This window comes from Massilia sp. TSP1-1-2 (genome assembly GCF_049896185.1).
Lineage (GTDB): Bacteria > Pseudomonadota > Gammaproteobacteria > Burkholderiales > Burkholderiaceae_D > Telluria_A.
Window position 1 is genome coordinate 1 of sequence record NZ_JAFCTU010000016.1, and the last position, 21,100, is coordinate 21,100.

The following is a 21,100-nucleotide window of genomic DNA, read 5'->3' on the forward strand; positions in this document are numbered from 1 at the left end:
CATCGAGAGAATCGTTCGAAGCCCAGGAAGCCCGGCGTAAAACCACACAAGAAGATGACTCAGAAAAACTGTTGAAAGGTCTTAACTTGGTTGGATTGGGCCAAGACCGGGGCGCGCGGCCGGCCGATGAAGTATTCCCATGTAGCGATCGAAACCGCGCTGTTTCTACGTCAGGTTTTTCATCTGGCACTGCGGCAGACCGAAGGCTTCATGAACTCGCTTGCCCGTGGATTGAAGGTGGAGATCAGCATCCCTGATTTCAGCTGTATCTCCAAGAGAAGCATCGGTTTGCCAAGACAGGCCTTGAGCAAAGCGCTGGAGCCAGGCACGATCGTCATCGTGGACTCCACCGGGCTCAAAGTGTACGGAAGAGACGAATGGCGCCAGGAAAAGCATGACGTTGCCGCGCGCCGCACGTGGCGTAAGCTGCACTTGGCGATCAACGAGCATCATCAAATTCTTGCGTGCGAACTGACGACACCGGAAGTGGGCGACCCGACGGCCGTCCCAGATCTGCTCGGTCAGATCACGACACCGTTTGAAACTTTCATGGGTGATGGCGCCTACGACGGCGAGCCGGTAGCGCAGGCAGTGCTGGAGAAGCAGCCCGATGCGCAGGTAATCATACCACCGCACAAGGGCGCTGTACTTTCCGCCACCGGCCACACCTAGCGGGACAAACATATTAAAACTATTGCTGAGAAAGGGCGCCTCACCTGGCAGCGGATAACGGGCTACAATTTGCGCAGCTACGTGGAACTTGCGATGCAGCGCTACAAGCGAATCTTTGGCAATACGATGAAAGCACGTGCTCTGGCACGCCAGAAAACCGAGGCGTGGATCAGTGCGTCTGCACTCAACAGGATGAACAGTCTCGGCATGCCGTTGTCCGTAAAAATCTGGAAAAGCCGGAAAACAGGTGCTCTTTTTGCCCAGCGTCGATTAATTCAACAACGCCCATGCCAGCCGCGTTTCTCGCGCCGCAGATCAGATCCTGTGGCGCGACCCCGCCACGGGCTACGAGCGACGCCAGGTACTGGCCCGCGCCGACCATCCACTGGAAATTGTGCAGGTCGCCCTGCCTGCGCGCCAGACAATCGTGCTGCCGGCGTCGTCGTATGTTCACATCCGGCAAGCGGTCTGGGTGCAGGTGGGCGAACTGGTCATTATTGAAGATGGCGCGCGCCAAGTACTGGCCGCCGGCGATTGCCTTCCTTTTGGGCCGCCTTCTGAGGTAACCTTCGTTAATGAAACGGAACTTCCCTGTCAGTATGTTGTCGTCCTCGCCCGGAGCTAGAAGATGGAAATTGCGATTCATTCCCTGAATGCTTGCCGGGATACGTTGGGCCAACTGACCACGCTGCTGGTGGAAGTGGTGGCGGACGGCGGCTCGGTGAGCTTCATGGCGCCGCTCGCGCCCGAGGCCGCGGGTGCGTTCTGGGAGCATGCGCTCGCGGCGGCCGGGCGGGGCGAGCGGGTGGTGCTGGGCGCATGGGATGGCGATGTGCTGGCCGGCACCGTGACGTTGATCGTCGACTGTCCGCCCAACCAGCCGCACCGCGCCGAGATCGGCAAACTGATGACGCGCCCCGCGTACCGTGGCCGCGGTATTGCCGCCAGGCTGATGACGCACGTCGAGGCGTGCGCCGTGCGCCTGGCCAAAACGCTGCTGGTACTCGATACGGCGACCGAAGGCGGCGCCGCGCCCCTGTATGAACGCTTCGGCTTTACCTTCGCCGGGGAAATTCCCGACTACGCGCTCAAGCCGCACGGCGGTCTGACCGGCACCAAACTCTACTGGAAACGCCTGAGCTTGCCCGCTTCGCTGGCGGGGGGATTACCGCTGCCTTCGACGCTCCCTTCAACGGCTCCTTCAACCCCCGCTGCGCCATCTTGACCTCGCACGCGGTCGTCGTCACGACCGGCTCGGCCGGGGACCTGTTTCCATTCCTTAAGCTGGCCCTCGGTCTGCGCGACGCCGGCCATGCGATTACTTTTGTCGGCCCACAATTGCACGCACAGACCGTGCAGCAGGCCGGCCTGCCGTTTCACGGCACCTTTGCCGATCCGGCCGTACTCGACGACCCGGACGTCTGGCATCCCACGCGCGGCTTTGGCGTGGTCTGGCGCGCGGTGCGCCCGGGCCTGCGCGAACTGGGCGACATTGTCGCTGCCTTGCCCGAGGATGAGCCGTGCGTCATTGTCACCCACCCGCTGGCGCTGCACGAGGCGCTGCTGTGCCGCGCACTGCGGCCCGACCTGCGCGTTGTGCTGGGCTACCTGGCACCGTCAAACATACCAACGGTGTACGATCCGCTGCTGCTGGGGCCGCTGCGCGTGCCGCGCTGGGTGCCACTTGCGGCGCGGCGCTGGCTGTGGCGGCAGATCGGTGCGCGCCTGATTGACCCGGTCGTCATGCCGGACATTAACGCTGACCGCGCCGCCGCCGGCGTGGCCCCGGCAAAGAGCTTGCTCGACCTGCTGCACGATGGACCGGATTTGTCGGTGACGCTTTTCCCTCCCTGGTTTGGCGAACCCAAGCCTGACTGGCCGCAACCACTGTGCTGCGGCGACTTCGCATTGTTTGACCCCGACCCCGAGGCCGAGTTCACGCCAGAGCTGGCGCAATTTTTAGCGGCAGGCGAGGCGCCACTGGTATTTACGCCGGGCACCGCCAACCGCCAGGCCGACGCTTACTTTGGCCATGCCCTGGCGGCGGCGCGCGCGCTCGGCAAGCGCGCCATCTTCCTCACGCCGCACCGCGACCAGGTTGCTGCCCACTTGCCGCCGGGCGTGCTGTGGCAGTCCTACCTGCCGCTGCGCAAAATACTGCCCCACGCGGCCGCGCTGATCCATCACGGTGGTATCGGAACAACAGCGGAAGCATTGCGTGCAGGAATTCCTCAATTGATCGTGGCGCTTGCCTACGATCAATTCGATAATGCAGAACGGGTAAGCGGACTCGGCGTTGGACTTGGCCTGACCAGAGCGCGCCTTACGACAACGAAGCTGACGGCGCACTTGCGCGCCTTGCTGGCCTCGAGGCGTCTTGCTGAGCGCTGCAAGACGGTCAGCGCGCAATTTGATGCATACGAGGGATGGCAAACCATGCTGATCTCGATATCAAAAACGATATCGAAAACGTCAAAAAATTGATTGGATTGATTTCTCGCGTTTCCATAATATGTTTTTAGAGCATGCAAATGCCAAAAGATTACATAAAAAGAATACTTAGGAGACGCATGAATACCAAGCCCACTGGCCCGTTCGCGGCCATGACCTATTTCTCTTGCGCCGCTCAGTCCCGGGCACGCGCCGCACAAGGTTCACGATGAACACCCAAAAATTATCCACGCTGGAAAAGGTCGGGTTCGGCGCGGGCGACATGGCCCTGAACGTCGTCATTTCGTCGATGATGCTGATCATCACGTTTTTTTACACGGATATTTACGGCTTGCGCACGCAAGACTTGGCCTTGCTGTTCGTCATTGTCAAAGTGATCGGCGCGGTGGCCGACCTGGCGATGGGGCAGATGACCGATCGCTTCAGTTCGCGCATGGGCCGCTATCGGCCGTGGCTGCTGGCGCTGGCCATTCCCTACGGCATCAGTGTCTTTTTTGTGTTCACCACGCCGGACTGGGCTTACAGCGCCAAGCTGGTCTGGGCGTACTCCACTTACATCCTGATGACCATCATGACGGCGGGCGTGGGCATTCCGTACATCTCGTTGATCAGCGGCTTGACGGCGGACCCCAAGGAGCGCCTCTCGGCCAACGGTTACCGCCTGTTCTTTGCCAAGATCGGCGCTTTCATGGTCACCATCATTGTGCCGATCTTGGCGGCAAAATGGGGCAATGGCAATCCTGCGACCGGTTACCAGGCGGCCATGGCCGTGATGGCGGTGATGGGCGTGGCGCTCTTTTTGTTTTGCGTTTTCACGACCACCGAGCGTGTGGTGCACGTCGTTGAAAAGCAATCGCTGTCCGAACAATTCAAGCTGCTCATGCGCAACGACCAATGGCTGGTGCTGTGCGGCGTGTGCATTAGCGGCACTGTGGGCTACGTGGTGCGCGGCTCGGTCGCCATTTATTACGCCAAGTATTACCTGGGCGGCGATACGGCCGTCGTGTCTGCCTTCCTGACGACCGGCGTAGTTGCCGCGATCCTGTCGATGGTCGCCTCGACCTGGATCACCAAGTCGTATTGCAAGGTCAAGCTGTTTCGCAACACCCAGATCGCCGTCGCTGCCATCAGCGTGCTGATCTATTACGCCGTCAAGCCGGGCGACATTGCACTGGCCTTCGTGCTTTACTTTGTGCTGTCGTTTGTCGTGGACTTGCACGCACCGGTGTTCTGGTCGGCCATTGCCGAAACCATCGATTACGGCCAGCTCAAGACTGGCAAGCGAGTGTCCGGCTTTGCCTTTGGCGGTATTTCCGTGTGCCAGAAGGCGGGCATGGCCGTGGCCGGCGCGCTGGTCGGCGTGTTGCTGACGTTTTTCAATTACCAGCCCAACGTGGCCCAGTCGCCGCTGGCGCTGACCGGCATTGCCCTGATGCTGACCATCATTCCTGGCTTCTTTCACCTCATCATGGGGCTGCTGATGTTCAAGTACCGCATCAGCGATGACTATTACGGCCAAGTAAAGGCCGATATGAAAATCCGTGGCTACGCAGCGATCTAAACACATGCAAAAACTGACCCCCCTGATCGAGCAACGCGCCGATCCCCATATTTATCGCCACACCGACGGCTATTATTATTTCACGGCCTCGGTCCCGGAATATAATCGGATTGAATTGCGTCGCGCCCGCACAATTGCGGAACTTGCGACCGAGAAAGCTGTCGATATATGGCATAAGCCAGAGTCCGGCCCGTATAGCGAATTGCTGTGGGCGCCAGAACTTCATTACAACGATGGCGCGTGGTACGTGTATTTTGCGGCCGCGCCTAGCCGCGAGATCAAGAACAAATTGTTCCAGCACCGGATGTACGCCGTTCGCAACAGCAACCCCAATCCCTTGGTCGGGGAGTGGGAGTTCATGGGCCAGATCGATACTGGCATCGATAGCTTTTGCCTGGACGCCACCACTTTCACCCACCAGGGCAAGCTGTACTACCTGTGGGCCCAAAAGGATGAAGCGATCGAAGGCAATTCGAACCTGTATATCGCCCCCATGGCCACGCCGTGGCAACTGGGCGGGCCGCCTGTCTTGCTGAGCAAACCCGAATTCGACTGGGAAATCCGTGGCTTTTGGGTCAACGAGGGCCCATCCGTCATGCAGCGCAACGGCAAGATTTTCATCAGCTATTCGGCCAGTGCCACCGATGAAAATTATGCGATGGGCTTGCTGTGGGCCGACGCCGAAGCTGACGTGCTCGACCCGGCCGCCTGGACCAAACTGAAGGAACCGGTGCTGTCGACCTGCTACGAGCACGGTGTCTACGGACCCGGCCACAACAGCTTTACCGTGGGCGACGATGGCGAAACGGTGATGCTGGTCTACCACGCGCGCACCTATACCGAGATTGTCGGGGATCCCCTATGGAATCCCGACCGCCACACCTATGTCAAGCCGCTACGCTGGGACAAGGATGGCATGCCGCTGTTCGGCACGCCGTCGTTGGCCTGAACGGCGGGGACCACATCAACGAGGACTAATTTGCAAGCCAGCATCCATACAGCGCCGTTCGGGATGTTGCCCGACGGCCGCGCCGCCACACTCTATACGCTGACCAACCCCAACGGGCTGGTCGTCAAGATCACCGACTTCGGCGGCATCATCACCGCCATCCATACGCCCGACCGCGCAGGCAACCATGCCGACATCGTGCTCGGCTTCGACAGCGTGGAACCGTATATCGACGATTCGCCTTATTTCGGCGCGCTGATCGGACGCTATGGCAACCGGATTCGCGACGGCCGCTTCACGCTCGACGGCAAGCTGTGGCAACTGCCCGTCAACAATGGCACCAATCACTTGCACGGCGGGCACGATGGCTACCACAAGGTGCTGTGGAATGCTTTGCCGTTCCAGGAGGGCGATTCGGTCGGCCTGACGCTGAGCTACCGCAGCCCGGATGGCGAGCAGGGCTATCCCGGCACGCTCGATGTCGTCGTCATTTACGAGCTCAACAGCGCCAACGAACTGGTGATGCATTTCGATGCCGTGACCGACAAGGCCACGCCCGTGAACTTGACGCAGCACTCGTACTTCAACCTGGCCGGGGAGGGCGATATCCTGGCGCACGAGTTGACGATTGCCGCCGATAGCTTTACGCCCATCGATCGCGCGCTGGTTCCCACTGGCGAGATTGCGCCCGTGGAAGGCACAGCCTTCGACTTCCGCGCCCCCCGCCTGATCGGCGCGCGGGTGGGAGAAGACGATGAACAACTGCGCAACGGCAGCGGTTACGATCACAATTTTGTATTGAACAAGGCTGGCATCGACCGCCTCACCCTGGCCGCGCGCGTGCGCGAACCGGTATCGGGCCGGGTGCTCGAATTGCTGACCGAAGAACCGGGCGTCCAGTTTTATAGCGGCAATTTCCTCGACGGCAAGCTGACCGGCAAAGGCCGCAACTATGGTTTTCGCAGCGGCTTTTGCCTTGAACCGCAGCACTTTCCGGATTCGCCCAATCAATCGTCCTTCCCCAACACAATTTTGCGCCCGGGAGAAGAATATGCAACCGTGTCCAAATACAGATTTTCAGTGGAGTAACAATGCTTGAGTTAATGGTCGACGTCGAGAATCAACTTGGCGAGTGCGTGCTGTGGTGCGAGCGCAGCGAGCGGGTGTTGTGGACCGACATCCTGGGCGCCACGCTGTATGCGCACCACCCGGCCACGGGCACGACCAGCACCTGGCCGATGCCCGAACCGCTAGCCTCGTTCGCGCTGACGGGCAATGATGACAGGCTGCTGCTGGGCCTGGCGTCGCAACTGGCGTTTTTCGATTTCTCGACCGGCGCCGTGACGCCCATCTGCGCGGTTGAGGCAGGCTTGACCACGCGTCTGAATGATGGCCGCTGCGACCGCCAGGGCCGTTTTGTGTTCGGCACCTTCAATACGGTGCAGCCGCGCGCGGCCATTGGCGCTTACTACCGCCTCGGCGCCGACCTGCAGCTCGAGCGCCTGCCGCTGCCGGGCTGCGCCATTGCCAACAGCATCTGTTTCAGTCCGGACGGCGCCACCATGTACTACTGCAATTCGCCGGACCGGACGATTCGCTGCTGCGATTACGACGTTGTCACTGGCGCGATCGGTAACGAGCGCGTGTTTGCCGAACTCGAAGGCAACGCGGGCGAGCCGGATGGCTCGTGCATCGACGCCGACGGCCACTTGTGGAATGCGCAATGGGGCGCCAGCCGGGTAGTGCGTTACGCGCCGGACGGCAACATCGAGCGCGTGGTCGAGTCGCCCGCCTTGCAGCCGAGTTGCGTGGCCATTGGCGGTCCCGACGGCGATGTCCTGTATGTGACGAGCGCCCGCGTGGGGATGAGCGAGCCGGCGCTACACGATGGCGCGCTGTTCAGCGCAAAGCTGCGTGGCGTGCGGGGCTTGCCGGAGAGCCGCTTCAAACTCTGAGGGCGAGCAAGGATGGCGACACGATGCGCGGGCGAGCACTCCAGGTGCCTGGTCGCGTGCCTGAACGCCATGGCCGGGATGGTTTCGGATAAATCTTGCCGGAAATGTATTTACGCGTGTACACTTCCCACGATCTTGCAGACCAGGCGCAACGGCCGCCTTCCTTCATCTTCTCTCAGGAGTCAGCGATGAAAGTATTTGAGGTCCTTCTTAAAAACATCAGTGGCACGCTGAGCATTTCCGAAGCCGTCGCCATACTTGCAGATCAGGAAAAGATTCCGACAGTCAGTCACGCGCACATGCATCTGCGCGACGGCTTTGCGGTGGGCAAGATTCCTGCTTTTGTACTGAACAACGACCTGAGCAGGAATCACTACGAAGAAGCGCATATGACCACCGCGGCGCGGGTGCAGCCCGTAGTGGTACCGATGTGGGACGGCGTCGGCAGTCCGCCCAGCAACTGCTTCCACCTCGACGTGCGGCGCAGCGCCCTCCCGGCGCCCAATAGCACGCGCAGCAAATACGATTTGCGCTCGGCCCAAGCAGAGGTGCCCGGGATTACTCCCATCACCCGCCTGGACCCGGTCATGACGCGCAGCGACGCAATAACCAAGAAAAACGTCACGGGTCTCGCTCCAGACTTGCCGTCCTTCATGGTGGTTGATGAAGACGTGGGCGATATCCCTTCACGCGTCAAAACCCTGAACGGGCGTTTTTCCGTGGCAGCTCCCACCCAGCCCAATGGCGACTGGAAACGCGTCAGCAAGGGCGGTGAAGCGAAGGTCAGTTATGTCGCGAACGTTATCCGCCAGAAGGTCACGCGGATTGCGGGCAGTGAAAAGCACACCATGTTCGAAGACTCCGAATCGATGGCCATGCATCTGTGCGCCGCCTTGCGCTCCAGCGCCGGCCGAAGCGCGCTGGCGCTGCTGCGCAGCAAGCCGCTGGGCGATCCGGGAACGGTCGGTGTATTTTCCAAGACCGCTGTCGACCAAGTCGATCGATTCATCAACGATCCCAAGAAAAAGCTGAAGGTACCGCACCCCAAGCCGCTCGTGATCGAGCGCGTGACCGACATGCGGGCCGGCGCGGTGCGCACGGCCGGCAATCCCAATCCGGTGGCCGACACGTTTCAATATCAAAAAAAGGATATCGACCATATCGTGATGGTGCTGGGCAAGCGCGCAGATGGTTCGCTCAATGTGGTGACAATCTTCCCCAGTCCCGATACCACCCAAGCGACCATGCAGGTCGACAATAGCGGCCAGGTCGATCTCGTCGAGCCAGCCTTTATGAAGGGCACGATGGCCATGCGCATGGACCAGGTTTCGATGAACCTGAGCTGGTAAGCGCGGCGGGCCGGGCCATCCGGCTTGATCAAAAAATTTTTTCACGGACAAGCTCGCGTGGGTGGCGAAAGCACAACGCCGAGCATCGTCCGACTCCCTGGACTAAATCTAAGCAACAATTTTCCTTGCGTGACGAGGTCTTGGCCGCGTATGGGTCAACCGCATTAGCATGACGGAAATCGGCGCCCATGCTCGACCGGCAGCCGAGCGGCGAAGCGCTACGCAGATCGCGCATTAGGGTGGCGCCATGACACTCATCCCTCCGAGGAAAACTGCGTTTTAAAGCACGAAATCAAGGCGTGACGGTAGAGCTCGTGTCTGCGAGGAAACTGAGCCCGGAGTGGATTTTGGATGATTCATACCGATTTCAGTATCAATACTTGCAAAAAATTGATTGGAAAGGCATCTCAAGAGTCTCTATTATTTCTCCATCGCCAGCCGAACGACGACATGCGTTTCGATACGGCCAGAACAACTAGGAGAAATACATGTCTGAGACGAAAAAGCTTACTCTGCGCTCTGCTGAATGGTTTGGTAGCCAGGATAAAAACGGCTTCATGTACCGCAGCTGGATGAAGAACCAGGGCATTCCCGATCACGAATTCCACGGCAAGCCGATCATCGGCATTTGCAACACCTGGTCTGAACTGACCCCCTGCAATGCCCACTTCCGCCAACTGGCGGAGTATGTCAAAAAAGGTATCCTCGAAGCGGGCGGTTTTCCGGTCGAGTTCCCGGTCTTTTCCAGCGGCGAATCGAATCTGCGCCCAACGGCGATGCTTACCCGTAACCTGGCCAGCATGGATGTCGAGGAATCGATCCGCGGCAACCCAATGGATGCGGTCGTGCTGCTGGTCGGCTGCGACAAGACCACGCCGGCCCTGTTGATGGGCGCGGCCAGTGTCGACCTGCCGACGATCGTCGTGAGCGGCGGCCCGATGCTCAACGGTAAGCTCAACGGCAAGAACATCGGCTCCGGCACCGCCGTCTGGCAGCTGCACGAGCAGATGAAGGCCGGCACCATCACGCTGCACCAATTTATGTCGGCCGAATCGGGCATGTCGCGCTCGGCCGGCACCTGCAATACCATGGGCACCGCCTCGACGATGGCCTGCATGGCCGAAGCGCTCGGCACGTCGCTGCCGCACAACGCCGCCATCCCGGCCGTCGATTCGCGCCGCTATGTGCTGGCCCACATGTCGGGCATCCGCATCGTCGAGATGGTGCGCGAAGACTTGCGCCTGTCAAAAATCCTGACCCGCGAAGCATTCGAGAACGCGATCCGCGTCAACGCCGCCATTGGCGGCTCGACCAACGCCGTGATCCACCTGAAGGCAATCGCCGGGCGCATCGGCGTGCCGCTCGAACTGGAAGACTGGACCACGATCGGCAAGGGCACGCCGACCATCGTCGACCTGATGCCGTCGGGCCGCTTTTTGATGGAGGAGTTCTATTACGCCGGCGGCCTGCCGGGCGCGATCCGCCGCCTCGGCGATGGCAACTTGATTCCGCACAAAGATGCGCTCACCGTCAACGGCAAGAGCCTTTGGCAAAACTGCGAAGACGCACCGATCTACGACGATGAAGTCATTCGCCCGCTGGTCACGCCGCTGATCGAAGACGGCGGCATCTGCATCTTGCGCGGCAACCTGGCCCCGCGCGGCGCCGTGCTCAAGCCGTCGGCCGCCTCGCCGCACCTGATGCAGCATCGCGGCAAGGCCGTCGTGTTCGAAGACTTCGATCACTACAAGCGCAGCATTGTCGACCCTGATCTGGACGTGGACGCGAACTCGATCCTGGTCATGAAAAACTGCGGCCCCAAGGGTTACCCCGGCATGGCTGAAGTGGGCAACATGGGCTTGCCGCCCAAACTGCTGGCGCAAGGGATCACCGACATGGTACGCATTTCGGACGCGCGCATGAGCGGCACCGCCTACGGCACCGTGGTGCTGCACGTGGCCCCTGAATCGATGGCGGGCGGCCCGCTCGGTATCGTCCAGGATGGCGACTTCATCACGCTCGACTGCGCCAATGGCGTGTTGAACCTTGAAATTTCGGATGCAGAAATGGCCGATCGCCTGGCGGCGCGCGCCGGCACTCAGGCGCCGACCGCGACCAGCGGCTACCAGAAGCTGTATATCGACCATGTGCTGCAGGCCGATGAAGGCTGCGACTTCGACTTCCTGCTCGGCAGCCGCGGTTCGGCCGTGCCGCGCCACTCTCACTGATCCGGGACCTACCATGCTACTCATTCAATTCAAGAACGCCGCCGGCGAGCGCCGCGTCGGCATCATCGAGCACGAAGCGATCCGCGAGATCGATGGTTTTACCAGCACCTACGCGCTGGGCCAGCAGGCCATTCGCAGCAAGACCGGCCTGGCCGAACTGGCCCAGGCCAGCGCCGGCAGCACGGAGCATGCGTACGCCAACATCACGCCGCTGGCGCCCCTCGACCATGACGACGCGGCCCACTGCTACGTCACCGGTACCGGTCTGACCCACCTTGGCAGCGCCGACACGCGCGACGCCATGCACAAGAAAATCGGCGGCGACGCCGAGACGCTGTCGGACAGCATGAAGATGTTCCGCATGGGCGTGGAAGGCGGCAAGCCGGCCTCAGGCCAGCGCGGCGTGCAGCCCGAGTGGTTCTACAAGGGCGACGGTTCGATCGTGCGCGCCGACGGCGAGCCGTTGCAGATGCCCGAGTTCGCGCTCGACGGCGGCGAGGAGCCGGAGATCGCGGGCCTGTACCTGATCGGCGACGACGGCCAGCCGTACCGCCTCGGTTTCGCGATCGGCAACGAGTTTTCCGACCACGTGACGGAACGCCAGAACTATCTGTACCTGGCGCACTCCAAGCTGCGCAATTGCGGTCTTGGCGCCGCGCTGCTGGTGGGCGAGCTGCCGGACCACGTGGAAGGCACCTCGCGCATCTATGGCGTGGACGGCCAGGTGCGCTGGGAAAAGGCGTTCGTCAGCGGCGAACAGAATATGTCGCACAGTATCGCCAACCTCGAGTACCACCACTTCAAGTACGGCCTGTTCAATCGTCCGGGCGACGTGCATATCCATTTCTTCGGCACCGCCACCCTGAGCGTGGCCGACAACATCACCGTGCTCCCTGGCGAGACGTTCGAGGTCGAGGCGCCAGCCTTCGGTCCGGCGCTGCGCAACAGCCTCACGGTCGAACAATCCACTTTTACGAAAGTCAGCTCCCTATGATGATTACCGGTGACGCACTGATTGACGGGCGCCAGGTCCGCGGCAATGGCGGTTCCTTCCAGGCTTTCAACCCGGCCCTGCGCGCAGCGATCGAACCGGCCATCTACATGGTCGATGCGGCCCAGATCGATGAAGCATGCCGCCTTGCCGAAGGCGCTTTCGACACCTTCCGCGCCACCAGCAACGAGGCGCGCGCCAGCTTCCTGGAGACGGTCGCCGTGCAAATCCTGGCCCTGGGCGACGACCTGATCGTGCGCGCAATGGCCGAATCGGGCCTGCCGCGCGCGCGCCTTGAAGGTGAGCGCGGACGCACGGTCGGCCAGCTCAAGCTGTTCGCCGACTTGCTGCGCGAAGGTTCGTGGGCCGATGTGCGCATCGACAGCGCCTTGCCGGACCGTCAACCAATGGCCCGCCCTGATCTGCGCATGCGCATGATCGGCCTTGGCCCGGTCGCCGTTTTCGCGGCCAGTAATTTCCCGCTCGCGTTTTCGGTGGCCGGCGGCGACACCGCTGCTGCCTTCGCGGCCGGCTGCCCGGTGGTCCTCAAGGCCCATTCGGCCCACCCCGGCACGTCCGAGCTGGTGGCGCGCGCTGTCGTCAAGGCGGTTGAACTGTGCGCACTGCCGGCCGGCGTGTTCGCGCTCTTGACTGGAACCGGCAACGGCATCGGCCAGGCCCTGGTGGCCCATCCCGCCATCAAGGCAGTCGGCTTTACCGGCTCGCGTTCGGGCGGCACCGCGCTGATGGCTGTCGCCGCCGCGCGCGCGCAGCCAATTCCCGTGTATGCGGAGATGAGCAGCATTAATCCTTTCTTCCTGTTCCCGCATGCGCTGGCCGCGCGCGGCGTGCAGATCGCCACCGCCTTTGCCGGTTCCATGACAATGGGCGTGGGGCAGTTCTGCACCAATCCCGGCCTGGTGCTGGCGCTGGCCGGTCCCGACTTTGACGCTTTCGCCGAGCAGGCCGCGCGCTCGCTGGCCGACATCGAAGCGGGCACCATGCTCACCGCGGGCATCGCGTCTGCGTACCAGCGCGGCGTGCACATGCTCGGTTCGCACGACGCTGTCGAGCAGCTCAAGGCGCCCGCGCACGCGGAAGGCAAGGGCAGCCCGGCGCTGTTTCGCACCACCGGCAAGGCATTCATGGCCGAGCATGCGCTGCACGCCGAAATCTTTGGGCCGGCTTCGCTGCTGGTGGCCTGCGACGACGTTGACGAAATGCGCGCGATTACCGAAATGCTGGAAGGGCAGTTGACCGCCACCGTGCAGATGGATGACGCCGATCTGGAACAAGTGCGGGCGCTGCTGCCGGTGCTGGAGCGCAAAGTCGGGCGCATCCTGGCCAACGGCATGCCCACCGGCGTTGAAGTGTCGACGGCGATGGTGCACGGCGGGCCGTTCCCCGCCACCTCCGACGGTCGCAGCAGCTCGGTCGGCACGGCCGCGATCGCCCGCTTCCTGCGCCCGGTTTGCTATCAGAACTTGCCCCAGGCATTATTGCCGCAGGCCCTGCGCGATGAAAACGCCGGCGCGATCTGGCGCCGGCGCGACGGGGTGATGACCCACGATTGATGCAGCGCGTTTGACCACTATAAAAACAAGCAGGAGACCAGTAACATGAAAAAAGCCACCTACCCAAGCCTTGTAGGCAAGCGCGTATTCATCACCGGCGGGGGCAGCGGCATTGGCGAAGACATGGTCGCCGCCTTTGCCGCCCAGGGCGCCATCGTCGCTTTTGTCGATATCGTGCGCGAAGCGAGCGAAGCGCTGTGCGAGCGGATCGGCGCGGCCGGTTTCGTGCGTCCGCAATTTCGCTTTTGCGACATCACCGACATCAATACGCTGCAGCTGACGATGGACGAACTGTCCGTCAAGCTGGGCGAGTTCGATGTGCTGATCAATAACGCCGCCAACGACCAGCGCCACCAGGCCGAAGACGTCACTGTCGACTTCTACGACCAGCGCATCGCGATCAACCAACGCCCCATGTTCTTTACCTGCCAGTCGGTCCTCGAAGGCATGAAGGCCAAGGGCGGCGGCTCGATCATCAACGTCTCGTCCATGTCGTATCACGCCATGAACGGCGGCTATCCGGTCTACTGCGCGACCAAGGCTGCAGTCGTGGGTCTCACGCGCGGGCTGGCGCGCGACCTGGGCGCGCACGGCATCCGCGTCAATACGCTCACGCCCGGCTGGGTCATGACGCAGCGCCAGATCGACCTGTGGGTGGACGATGCGGGCAAGGCTGAAATCAAGCGCGCACAGTGCTTGCCGGGGCTGTTGATGCCGCACGATATATCGGCCATGGCCCTGTTCCTCGCCTCCGACGATAGCGCCATGTGCACCGGCCAGGATTTCGTCGTCGACGCCGGCTGGATCTAAATCTACAGCTTTGCCAGTTGCCCGGGGCCGTTGCGGTCGCTGGGCCTTCGCACGTCACCTATAAGGCAGCGCAGCATGAACCTCATCCACAAATCCGTCTTCGCCGCGCTCGTCGCCAGCGCATTTCCGGCCCACGCCCTCGATAGTCCCGATCGCCGCATTAGCGTCAAGGTGGCCCTCGACGCGCAGCAGACGCTGACCTATTCGGTTCAGCGCAACGGGGTGCCAGTGATCTTGCCATCGACCCTGGGCCTGCAACTGGCCGGCGCCGACCTGGCCGGCAAGCTCACGCTGGCGCAGACATCAAGCGTCAAGGCTGTCAGCGAACAGTACGAGATGGCGGTTGGCAAACGGCGCCACGTGAGCTACCGCGCCAACGAGCAGGTGTTCACGGTGCGCAATGGGGCGGGGCAGGCCATGGACGTGGTGCTGCGCGTTTCCAATGACGGCGTGGCGCTGCGTTACATCGTCAAGGGGGAAGGGCGCAAGCAGTTTGTCAGCGAAGCGACCAGCTTTGCCTTTGCGCCTTCGGCCAAAGCCTGGCTGCAGCCGATGCAGGTCGCGCAGACCGGCTGGAAAAACACCAATCCAGCCTACGAAGAACACTACTTGCGCGACATCGCGGCGGGCACCACCTCGCCATCGAAAGCCGGCTGGGTCTTCCCGGCGCTGTTCAAGACGGGCGACACCTGGGTGGCGCTGTCGGAAGCGGACATGGATGGCAGCTTTCATGCCTCGCGCCTGCAGGCCGAGTCGCCCGACGCCACCTATCGCATCGGCCTGCCGATGGCGGACGAAAAATTTACCGGCGGTGCCGTGCTGGCCGACGTGACGGGAACGCTGGTCACGCCATGGCGTCTGATCGCGCTCGGTTCCCTGCCAACGGTGATGGACTCGACCCTGGGCACCGACCTGGCGGCGCCGGCAATCGCTTTCGACAAAGCGAAAGTCAAGCCCGGCCACGCCGCGTGGAGCTGGGCCCTGCTCAAGGACGACGCCACCGTCTACGACGTCCAGAAACAGTTCATCGACTACGCGGCCGACATGAAGTGGGACTATGCACTGGTCGACGCCGACTGGGACCGCAAGATCGGTTACGACAAGATGCGCGAACTGGCGCAGTACGGCGCCGGCAAGAACGTGGGCGTGCTGGTCTGGTACAACTCGTCGGGCCTGTGGAATCAGACCGAGTATTCGCCCAAAGGCGCCTTGCTCACGGCCGACCAGCGCAAGAAGGAATTCGCGCGCTTGAAAGAGATGGGCATCAAGGGCGTGAAGATCGACTTCTTCCCGGGTGACGGCGCCTCCGTCATGGCTTACTACATCGCGCTGCTCAAGGACGCGGCCGATGCGGGCCTCTTGGTCAACTTCCACGGGGCCACGCTGCCGCGCGGCTGGGCGCGCACTTACCCCAATCTGATGAGCGCCGAAGCGATCAAGGGACTGGAATTTACGACCTTCACGCAGGTGGACCAGGATGCCGTGGTACGGCACGCAGCGATGCTGCCGTTTGCCCGTAACCTGTTCGACCCGATGGACTTTACACCCATGGTGTTCGGCGATATTCCCAACATCAAGCGCGCCACGCGCAATGGCTTCGAGCTGGCCGAATCGGTGCTGTTTTTGTCCGGCATCCAGCACTTTGCCGAAACGCCCACGGGCATGGCCAGCGTGCCCGCCTACGTCAAAAGCTTCCTGCAAGCGCTACCGCGCAGCTGGGACGACAGCAAGTTCGTCGACGGCTACCCCGGCGCCCATGTGGTCATCGCGCGCAAGGCCGGCAAGGCGTGGTACGTGGCGGGCTTGAACGCGGACGATGCCGACAAGACGATTGCGCTCGACCTTTCCTTTCTGAGCAAGCGCAAGGGTGTACTGATTGCGGACGGCGCCACAGAGCGTGAATTCACCCGGTCCGACATCGCGGGCGGCAAGGCCAGCATCACCATCAAGGCACACGGCGGTTTCGTGGCTGTATTCAAATAAGAATCAGGAAATAATCAGGAGACACGCATGAACATCATCAAGCACAGCATCGCCATTATCGGTATGGCAGGATTGATCACGGCAGGGGCGGCCATGGCCCAGGTCAGCATCACGATCGACGCGGCCAAGCCGGGACCGGTCATCAACAAAAATGTGTACGGCCAGTTTGCCGAACACCTCGGCACCGGCATCTACGAAGGCATGTGGGTGGGCCCCGACTCGAAGATCCCGAACGTCAAGGGCTGGCGCAAGGACGTTATTGGCGCGCTCAAACAGCTGCATGTGCCGCTGGTGCGCTGGCCGGGCGGCTGCTTTGCCGACGAATACCACTGGAAGGACGGGGTCGGCCCACGCGCCAAGCGCCCGGTCAAGGTCAACACCAACTGGGGCGGCGTGGAAGAGAGCAATGCGGTCGGCACCCATGAATTTTTCGAGCTGGCCGATCAATTGGGCGCCGAAGTCTACGTCAACGGTAACTTGGGCTCCGGCTCGGTGCAGGAAATGGCTGACTGGGTCGAGTACATGACTTCCGACAGCAAGTCGACGCTGGCCAACCTGCGCCGCAAGAATGGCCGCGACAAGCCATTCAAGGTCGATTACTTCGCGATCGGGAATGAGGCGTGGGGCTGCGGCGGCAACATGACGCCGGAGCACTACACCAACCTGTACAAAAATTACTCGACCTTTCTGAAGGCGCCGGAGCAGAGCCGTCCTAAATTGATCGCCAGCGGCGGCAATGACTACGACACCAAGTGGACCGATGTGCTGAGCAAGGGCCTCAAGGGCCAGACCGTCGGCATCAGCTTCCACTACTACACCATCCCGACCGGAAAATGGGAAGGCAAGGGCATGGCGACCGGCTTTCCTGAAGGCGAATGGATGTCTACGCTGGCGAACACCTTGAAGATCGATTCGATGATCGTCAATAACGTGGCCGCGCTGGACAAGAACGACCCCGAGAAAAAGATCGGCCTGCTGGTGGACGAGTGGGGCACCTGGTACGACGTTGAAAAGGGCACCACGCCCGGCTTTTTGTACCAGCAAAACACGATCCGCGATGCGGTGGTCGCTGCGCTCAACTTCAACATCTTCCACGCGCATGCAGACCGGGTCCGCATGACCAACATCGCGCAGATGATCAACGTGCTGCAGGCGATGATCCTGACCGACAAGGACAAGATGCTGCTCACGCCGACCTACCACGCGTTCCAGATGTACGTGCCGTTCCAGGACGCCACATCGCTGCCGGTTGCCGTCACGGGCAACACCACCTATAAGCTGGGCGACGCGAGCATTCCCGGCATTAGCGTGTCGGCTGCGCGCGCCAAGGACGGCAAGGTCTACCTGGCGCTGGTCAATACCGATCCGGCAAAGGCAACCGAGGTGACGGTGAACCTGGCAGGCCAGAAGCTCGCCGCCGCCAGCGGGCGCGTCTTGACCGCCGCGGCGATGGATGCGCATAACACCTTCAAGGATCCGCAGGCAGTCAAGCCGGCCCCGTTCAGCGCCCGCGGCGCCGACGGCAAGCTGTCCATCAGTGTGCCTGCCAAGGCCGTGATCGTCGTCGCACTGGAGAACTGAACATGCGCACACCACTGACTTTGCGCGCTTGCGCACTTGCTGCAGCAATCCTGGCCGCCGGCTGCGGCGGCGGCGGCGGCGGCGGCGGCGGTTCTTCCGCGCCGGCGCCCGTGGTAACGCCACCCGTAGTGACCCCACCCGTAGTGACCCCACCCGTAGTGACGCCACCCGTGGTCACGCCACCGGGTTCCACCGTTCCCGATACGCTACTCGCCTTTACCGAAGCGTCGGTCCACGATCCGTCGGTCATCAAGAGCGGTGACACTTACTATGTCTTCGGCTCGCACCTGGCCGCCGCCAAGAGCACGGACCTGATGAACTGGACCAAGATCGCCGATGGCGTCGACAACAGCAACCCCTTGATCGCCAACGTGACCACGGCGCTGGCTGAGGCATTTGCCTGGTCCCAGGTCACGGGCCTGTGGGCGGCTGACGTCATTCAACTCGACGACGGCAAGTTCTACTTCTACTACAACACCTGCAAGGGCGACTCGCCGCGATCGGCGCTGGGCCTGGCGGTGGCCGACAAGATCGAAGGCCCGTACGTCAACAAGGGCGTGTTCATCAAGTCCGGCATGTGGGGCGAGGCCAGCCCGGACGGCGCGATCTACGACGCGCGCATCCATCCCAACGTGGTCGACCCGAACACGTTCCGCGACAAGGAAGGCAAGCTGTGGATGATCTATGGCTCCTACTCGGGCGGCATTTTCATCATGGGGATGGACAAGGCGACCGGCATGCCGCTGGCCGGGCAGGGCTACGGCAAGCACCTGATGGGCGGGAACCATTCGCGCATCGAGGGCGCCTACGTCATGTACAGCCCGCAGTCTGACTACTATTACATGTTCACGTCCTTTGGCGGGCTTGACGCCAATGGCGCCTACAATATGCGCGTGGCACGCTCGCGCAGCCCGAACGGGCCGTATGTGGATGCCAAGGGTACCGACATGGCGAGCGTCAAGGCCAATCCGGCGCTGCCGCTGTTCGACGACGCGAGCATCGCGCCGCACGGCCAGAAGCTGTTTGGCAACCACCAGTTCACGACGGGCGTGGGCGAAGCGGGCGTGACCTCGGGTTACGTGTCGGCCGGCCACAATTCGGCGCGCTACGAGGCGGCCACGCAGCAGTACTTCCTGTTCTTCCATACGCGTTTCTCAGGTCGCGGCGAGCAGCACGAAATCCGCGTGCATGAAATGTTCGTCAACGAAGATGGCTGGCCGGTGGTAGCGCCCCTGCGTTATGCTCCGCTGAGCAAGAGCGCCGTGCCGCTGGTGGCGGAAGTGACCAGCGCCGAGGCGCAGGGCAGCTACCAGTTCATCAACCATGGCAAGGACATCACGGCCGCGACCAGGACCGCGCAGGCGATCCGGCTGGAGGCGGGCGGCGCGGTATCGGGCGCGGTGGCGGGCACCTGGACGCACCGGGGCGGCAACAAGGTCCAGCTGATGTTGACGGGCGGGGCGACGTTCAACGGCGTGCTGTCGCGCCAGTTCAACGCCAATGCCAAGCGCTTTGTCGTAACATTCACCGCACAAGCTGCAGACGGCGTGTCCGTCTGGGGCGTGCGGACCGGCGCCTGAGTCACCCAAGGAGTATCACATGCATGGTTTGATCCGATCCCTCGCCTGCAGCGCCGGCGCGTTATGGCTGGCCGCGTGCCAGGCCGCTCCGGTAAGCGTGCACGACCCGGTCATGGCAAAGGAAGGCAAGACGTTCTACCTGTTCAGTACCGGGCCGGGCATCAGCTTCTACAGCTCGACCGACATGCTCAATTGGCGCGACGAGGGCCGGATCTTCAAGCAAGATCCGCGCTGGGCCAAACAGGCGGCGCCCAATTTTGATGGCCATATCTGGGCGCCCGATATCCAGTTTTACAACGGTAAATACTACCTGTATTACTCGGTGTCGGGGTTTGGCAAGAACGCGTCGGCCATCGGCGTGACTACCAGCCCCACGCTCGACCCGCGCGCGCCCGGCTACCGGTGGACCGACCAGGGTATCGTGCTGCAGTCGGTGCCCGCGCGCGACAACTGGAATGCGATCGATCCCAACATCGCCGTTGACGACAAGGGCGATGCGTGGATGGCTTTCGGATCGTTCTGGAGCGGCATCAAGATCGTCAAGCTCGACGCAACTCGCACGCGCCTGGCCGAGCCGCAGGTGTGGCATGCGCTCGCGCGCCACGAGTTGCCCGATACCGAAGCGACGCCAAATGAAGTCGAAGGGCCGCACCTCCTGAAAAAGAATGGCTATTACTATTTGTTCGTGTCATGGGGACTGTGCTGCCGCAAGCAGGAGATTACCTATCGGGTCGTGGTGGGTCGCTCCAGGCAGCTTACCGGGCCTTACCTGGACCGCAGCGGCAAGGACATGAACCACGGCGGCGGCTCGCCCGTCATTGGCGGCAACGCGACATGGAAGGGCGTTGGCCACAACAGCGCCTACACTATCGACGGGCGCGACCTGATGGTGATGCACGCCTATGAAACTGCCGACGATTACAAGCAAAAGCTCAAGATCGCCGACATCAAATGGGACCAGGATGGCTGGCCGACAGTTGACCCGCTCGACCTTGACCGCTACCAGGGCAAGCAGGTGAAATGAGGCACGCAGCGCTGGCGTTGATACTGGCCGCAGCCACCTTTCAGGCTGGCGCTGCGCAGCGTTTTCCGCTGGCCGATGTGCGGCTGACCGGCGGCCCCTTCCTGCAAGCCCAGGACACCAACCGCAGCTACCTGATGTCGCTCGACCCGGATCGCCTGCTGGCGCCCTTCAGGCGCGAAGCGGGTTTGCCGGCCCGGCAGGCCAGTTACGGCAATTGGGAAGCGAGCGGTCTGGATGGTCACATGGGCGGGCACTATCTGTCTGCCATGGCGCTGATGTACGCCTCCACCGGCGACGCCGACGTCCTCAAGCGCCTGGAATACGCGATCGCCGAATTGAAGGCGTGCCAGCAAGCCAACGGCAATGGCTACCTGGGCGGCATTCCCGGCGGC

At 62.1% G+C, this 21,100-nt stretch carries 17 protein-coding genes and 1 pseudogene; 17 read left to right on the forward strand and 1 reads right to left on the reverse strand.

Going from position 1 to position 21,100, the window contains the following annotated elements; translation table 11 throughout:
- The first annotated feature begins 90 nt into the window (after positions 1-90).
- The gene (locus tag ACP7BV_RS15175; RefSeq protein WP_426104960.1) at positions 91-672 is read left to right on the forward strand and encodes an IS5 family transposase; all 582 of its coding nucleotides are present in this window, start codon (positions 91-93) and stop codon (positions 670-672) included.
- Between the two features lie 184 nt (positions 673-856).
- Here ACP7BV_RS15175 and ACP7BV_RS15180 read toward each other — a convergent pair whose 3' ends face one another.
- The gene (locus ACP7BV_RS15180) at positions 857-1,318 is read right to left on the reverse strand and encodes a hypothetical protein (RefSeq protein WP_426104961.1); all 462 of its coding nucleotides are present in this window, start codon (positions 1,316-1,318) and stop codon (positions 857-859) included.
- On the opposite strand from ACP7BV_RS15180, the gene ACP7BV_RS15185 reads away from it, so the two are divergent.
- The 16 genes and pseudogenes from ACP7BV_RS15185 to ACP7BV_RS15260 form a co-directional block, all read left to right on the forward strand.
- Positions 1,301-1,897 (forward strand): GNAT family N-acetyltransferase, encoded by a 597-nt coding sequence (locus ACP7BV_RS15185; protein ID WP_426104962.1) that lies wholly within the window; start codon positions 1,301-1,303, stop codon positions 1,895-1,897. The genes ACP7BV_RS15180 and ACP7BV_RS15185 overlap by 18 nt on opposite strands.
- Entirely contained in the window at positions 1,894-3,156 is a 1,263-nt protein-coding gene (locus tag ACP7BV_RS15190; protein ID WP_426104964.1) for a glycosyltransferase, read from the forward strand. The genes ACP7BV_RS15185 and ACP7BV_RS15190 overlap by 4 nt, the downstream gene beginning before the upstream one ends.
- Before the next feature lie 175 nt (positions 3,157-3,331).
- The gene (locus tag ACP7BV_RS15195) at positions 3,332-4,684 is read left to right on the forward strand and encodes an MFS transporter (protein WP_426104966.1); all 1,353 of its coding nucleotides are present in this window, start codon (positions 3,332-3,334) and stop codon (positions 4,682-4,684) included.
- A 4-nt stretch (positions 4,685-4,688) separates the two neighbouring features.
- Positions 4,689-5,633 carry a glycoside hydrolase family 43 protein gene (locus ACP7BV_RS15200; protein WP_426104967.1) on the forward strand — a complete coding sequence of 315 codons (945 nt, stop codon included), beginning with the start codon at positions 4,689-4,691 and terminating at the stop codon, positions 5,631-5,633.
- Between the two features lie 30 nt (positions 5,634-5,663).
- Complete coding sequence (locus ACP7BV_RS15205) at positions 5,664-6,722, forward strand: aldose epimerase family protein (RefSeq protein WP_426104969.1); 1,059 nt, start codon at positions 5,664-5,666, stop codon at positions 6,720-6,722.
- 2 nt (positions 6,723-6,724) lie between these two features.
- On the forward strand, positions 6,725-7,588 hold the full coding sequence (locus ACP7BV_RS15210) for an SMP-30/gluconolactonase/LRE family protein (protein ID WP_426104970.1): 864 nt from the start codon (positions 6,725-6,727) through the stop codon (positions 7,586-7,588).
- Positions 7,589-7,704: 116 nt separating this feature from the next.
- The gene (locus ACP7BV_RS15215) at positions 7,705-8,937 is read left to right on the forward strand and encodes a hypothetical protein (RefSeq protein ID WP_426104971.1); all 1,233 of its coding nucleotides are present in this window, start codon (positions 7,705-7,707) and stop codon (positions 8,935-8,937) included.
- Positions 8,938-9,425: 488 nt separating this feature from the next.
- A complete protein-coding gene (locus ACP7BV_RS15220) occupies positions 9,426-11,165 on the forward strand; it encodes an IlvD/Edd family dehydratase (protein ID WP_426104972.1) in 1,740 nt (579 codons plus the stop codon).
- A 13-nt stretch (positions 11,166-11,178) separates the two neighbouring features.
- Positions 11,179-12,159 (forward strand): AraD1 family protein, encoded by a 981-nt coding sequence (araD1, locus tag ACP7BV_RS15225; RefSeq protein ID WP_426104974.1) that lies wholly within the window; start codon positions 11,179-11,181, stop codon positions 12,157-12,159.
- Positions 12,156-13,730 carry an aldehyde dehydrogenase (NADP(+)) gene (locus tag ACP7BV_RS15230; RefSeq protein WP_426104976.1) on the forward strand — a complete coding sequence of 525 codons (1,575 nt, stop codon included), beginning with the start codon at positions 12,156-12,158 and terminating at the stop codon, positions 13,728-13,730. Before araD1 ends, ACP7BV_RS15230 begins: the two co-directional genes overlap by 4 nt.
- A gap of 45 nt (positions 13,731-13,775) precedes the next feature.
- Positions 13,776-14,540, forward strand: a complete 765-nt coding sequence (locus ACP7BV_RS15235; RefSeq protein ID WP_426104977.1) for an SDR family NAD(P)-dependent oxidoreductase — start codon at positions 13,776-13,778, stop codon at positions 14,538-14,540.
- Positions 14,541-14,615: 75 nt separating this feature from the next.
- Complete coding sequence (locus tag ACP7BV_RS15240) at positions 14,616-16,523, forward strand: glycoside hydrolase family 97 catalytic domain-containing protein (RefSeq protein WP_426104979.1); 1,908 nt, start codon at positions 14,616-14,618, stop codon at positions 16,521-16,523.
- Between the two features lie 27 nt (positions 16,524-16,550).
- The gene (locus ACP7BV_RS15245; protein WP_426104981.1) at positions 16,551-18,104 is read left to right on the forward strand and encodes an alpha-N-arabinofuranosidase; all 1,554 of its coding nucleotides are present in this window, start codon (positions 16,551-16,553) and stop codon (positions 18,102-18,104) included.
- 2 nt (positions 18,105-18,106) lie between these two features.
- On the forward strand, positions 18,107-19,684 hold the full coding sequence (locus ACP7BV_RS15250) for a glycoside hydrolase family 43 protein (protein ID WP_426104983.1): 1,578 nt from the start codon (positions 18,107-18,109) through the stop codon (positions 19,682-19,684).
- A 19-nt stretch (positions 19,685-19,703) separates the two neighbouring features.
- Positions 19,704-20,708, forward strand: a complete 1,005-nt coding sequence (locus ACP7BV_RS15255) for an arabinan endo-1,5-alpha-L-arabinosidase (protein WP_426104984.1) — start codon at positions 19,704-19,706, stop codon at positions 20,706-20,708.
- A gap of 134 nt (positions 20,709-20,842) precedes the next feature.
- A pseudogene (locus ACP7BV_RS15260) lies at positions 20,843-21,043 on the forward strand (beta-L-arabinofuranosidase domain-containing protein); the annotation flags it as partial.
- Positions 21,044-21,100 lie beyond the last annotated feature (57 nt).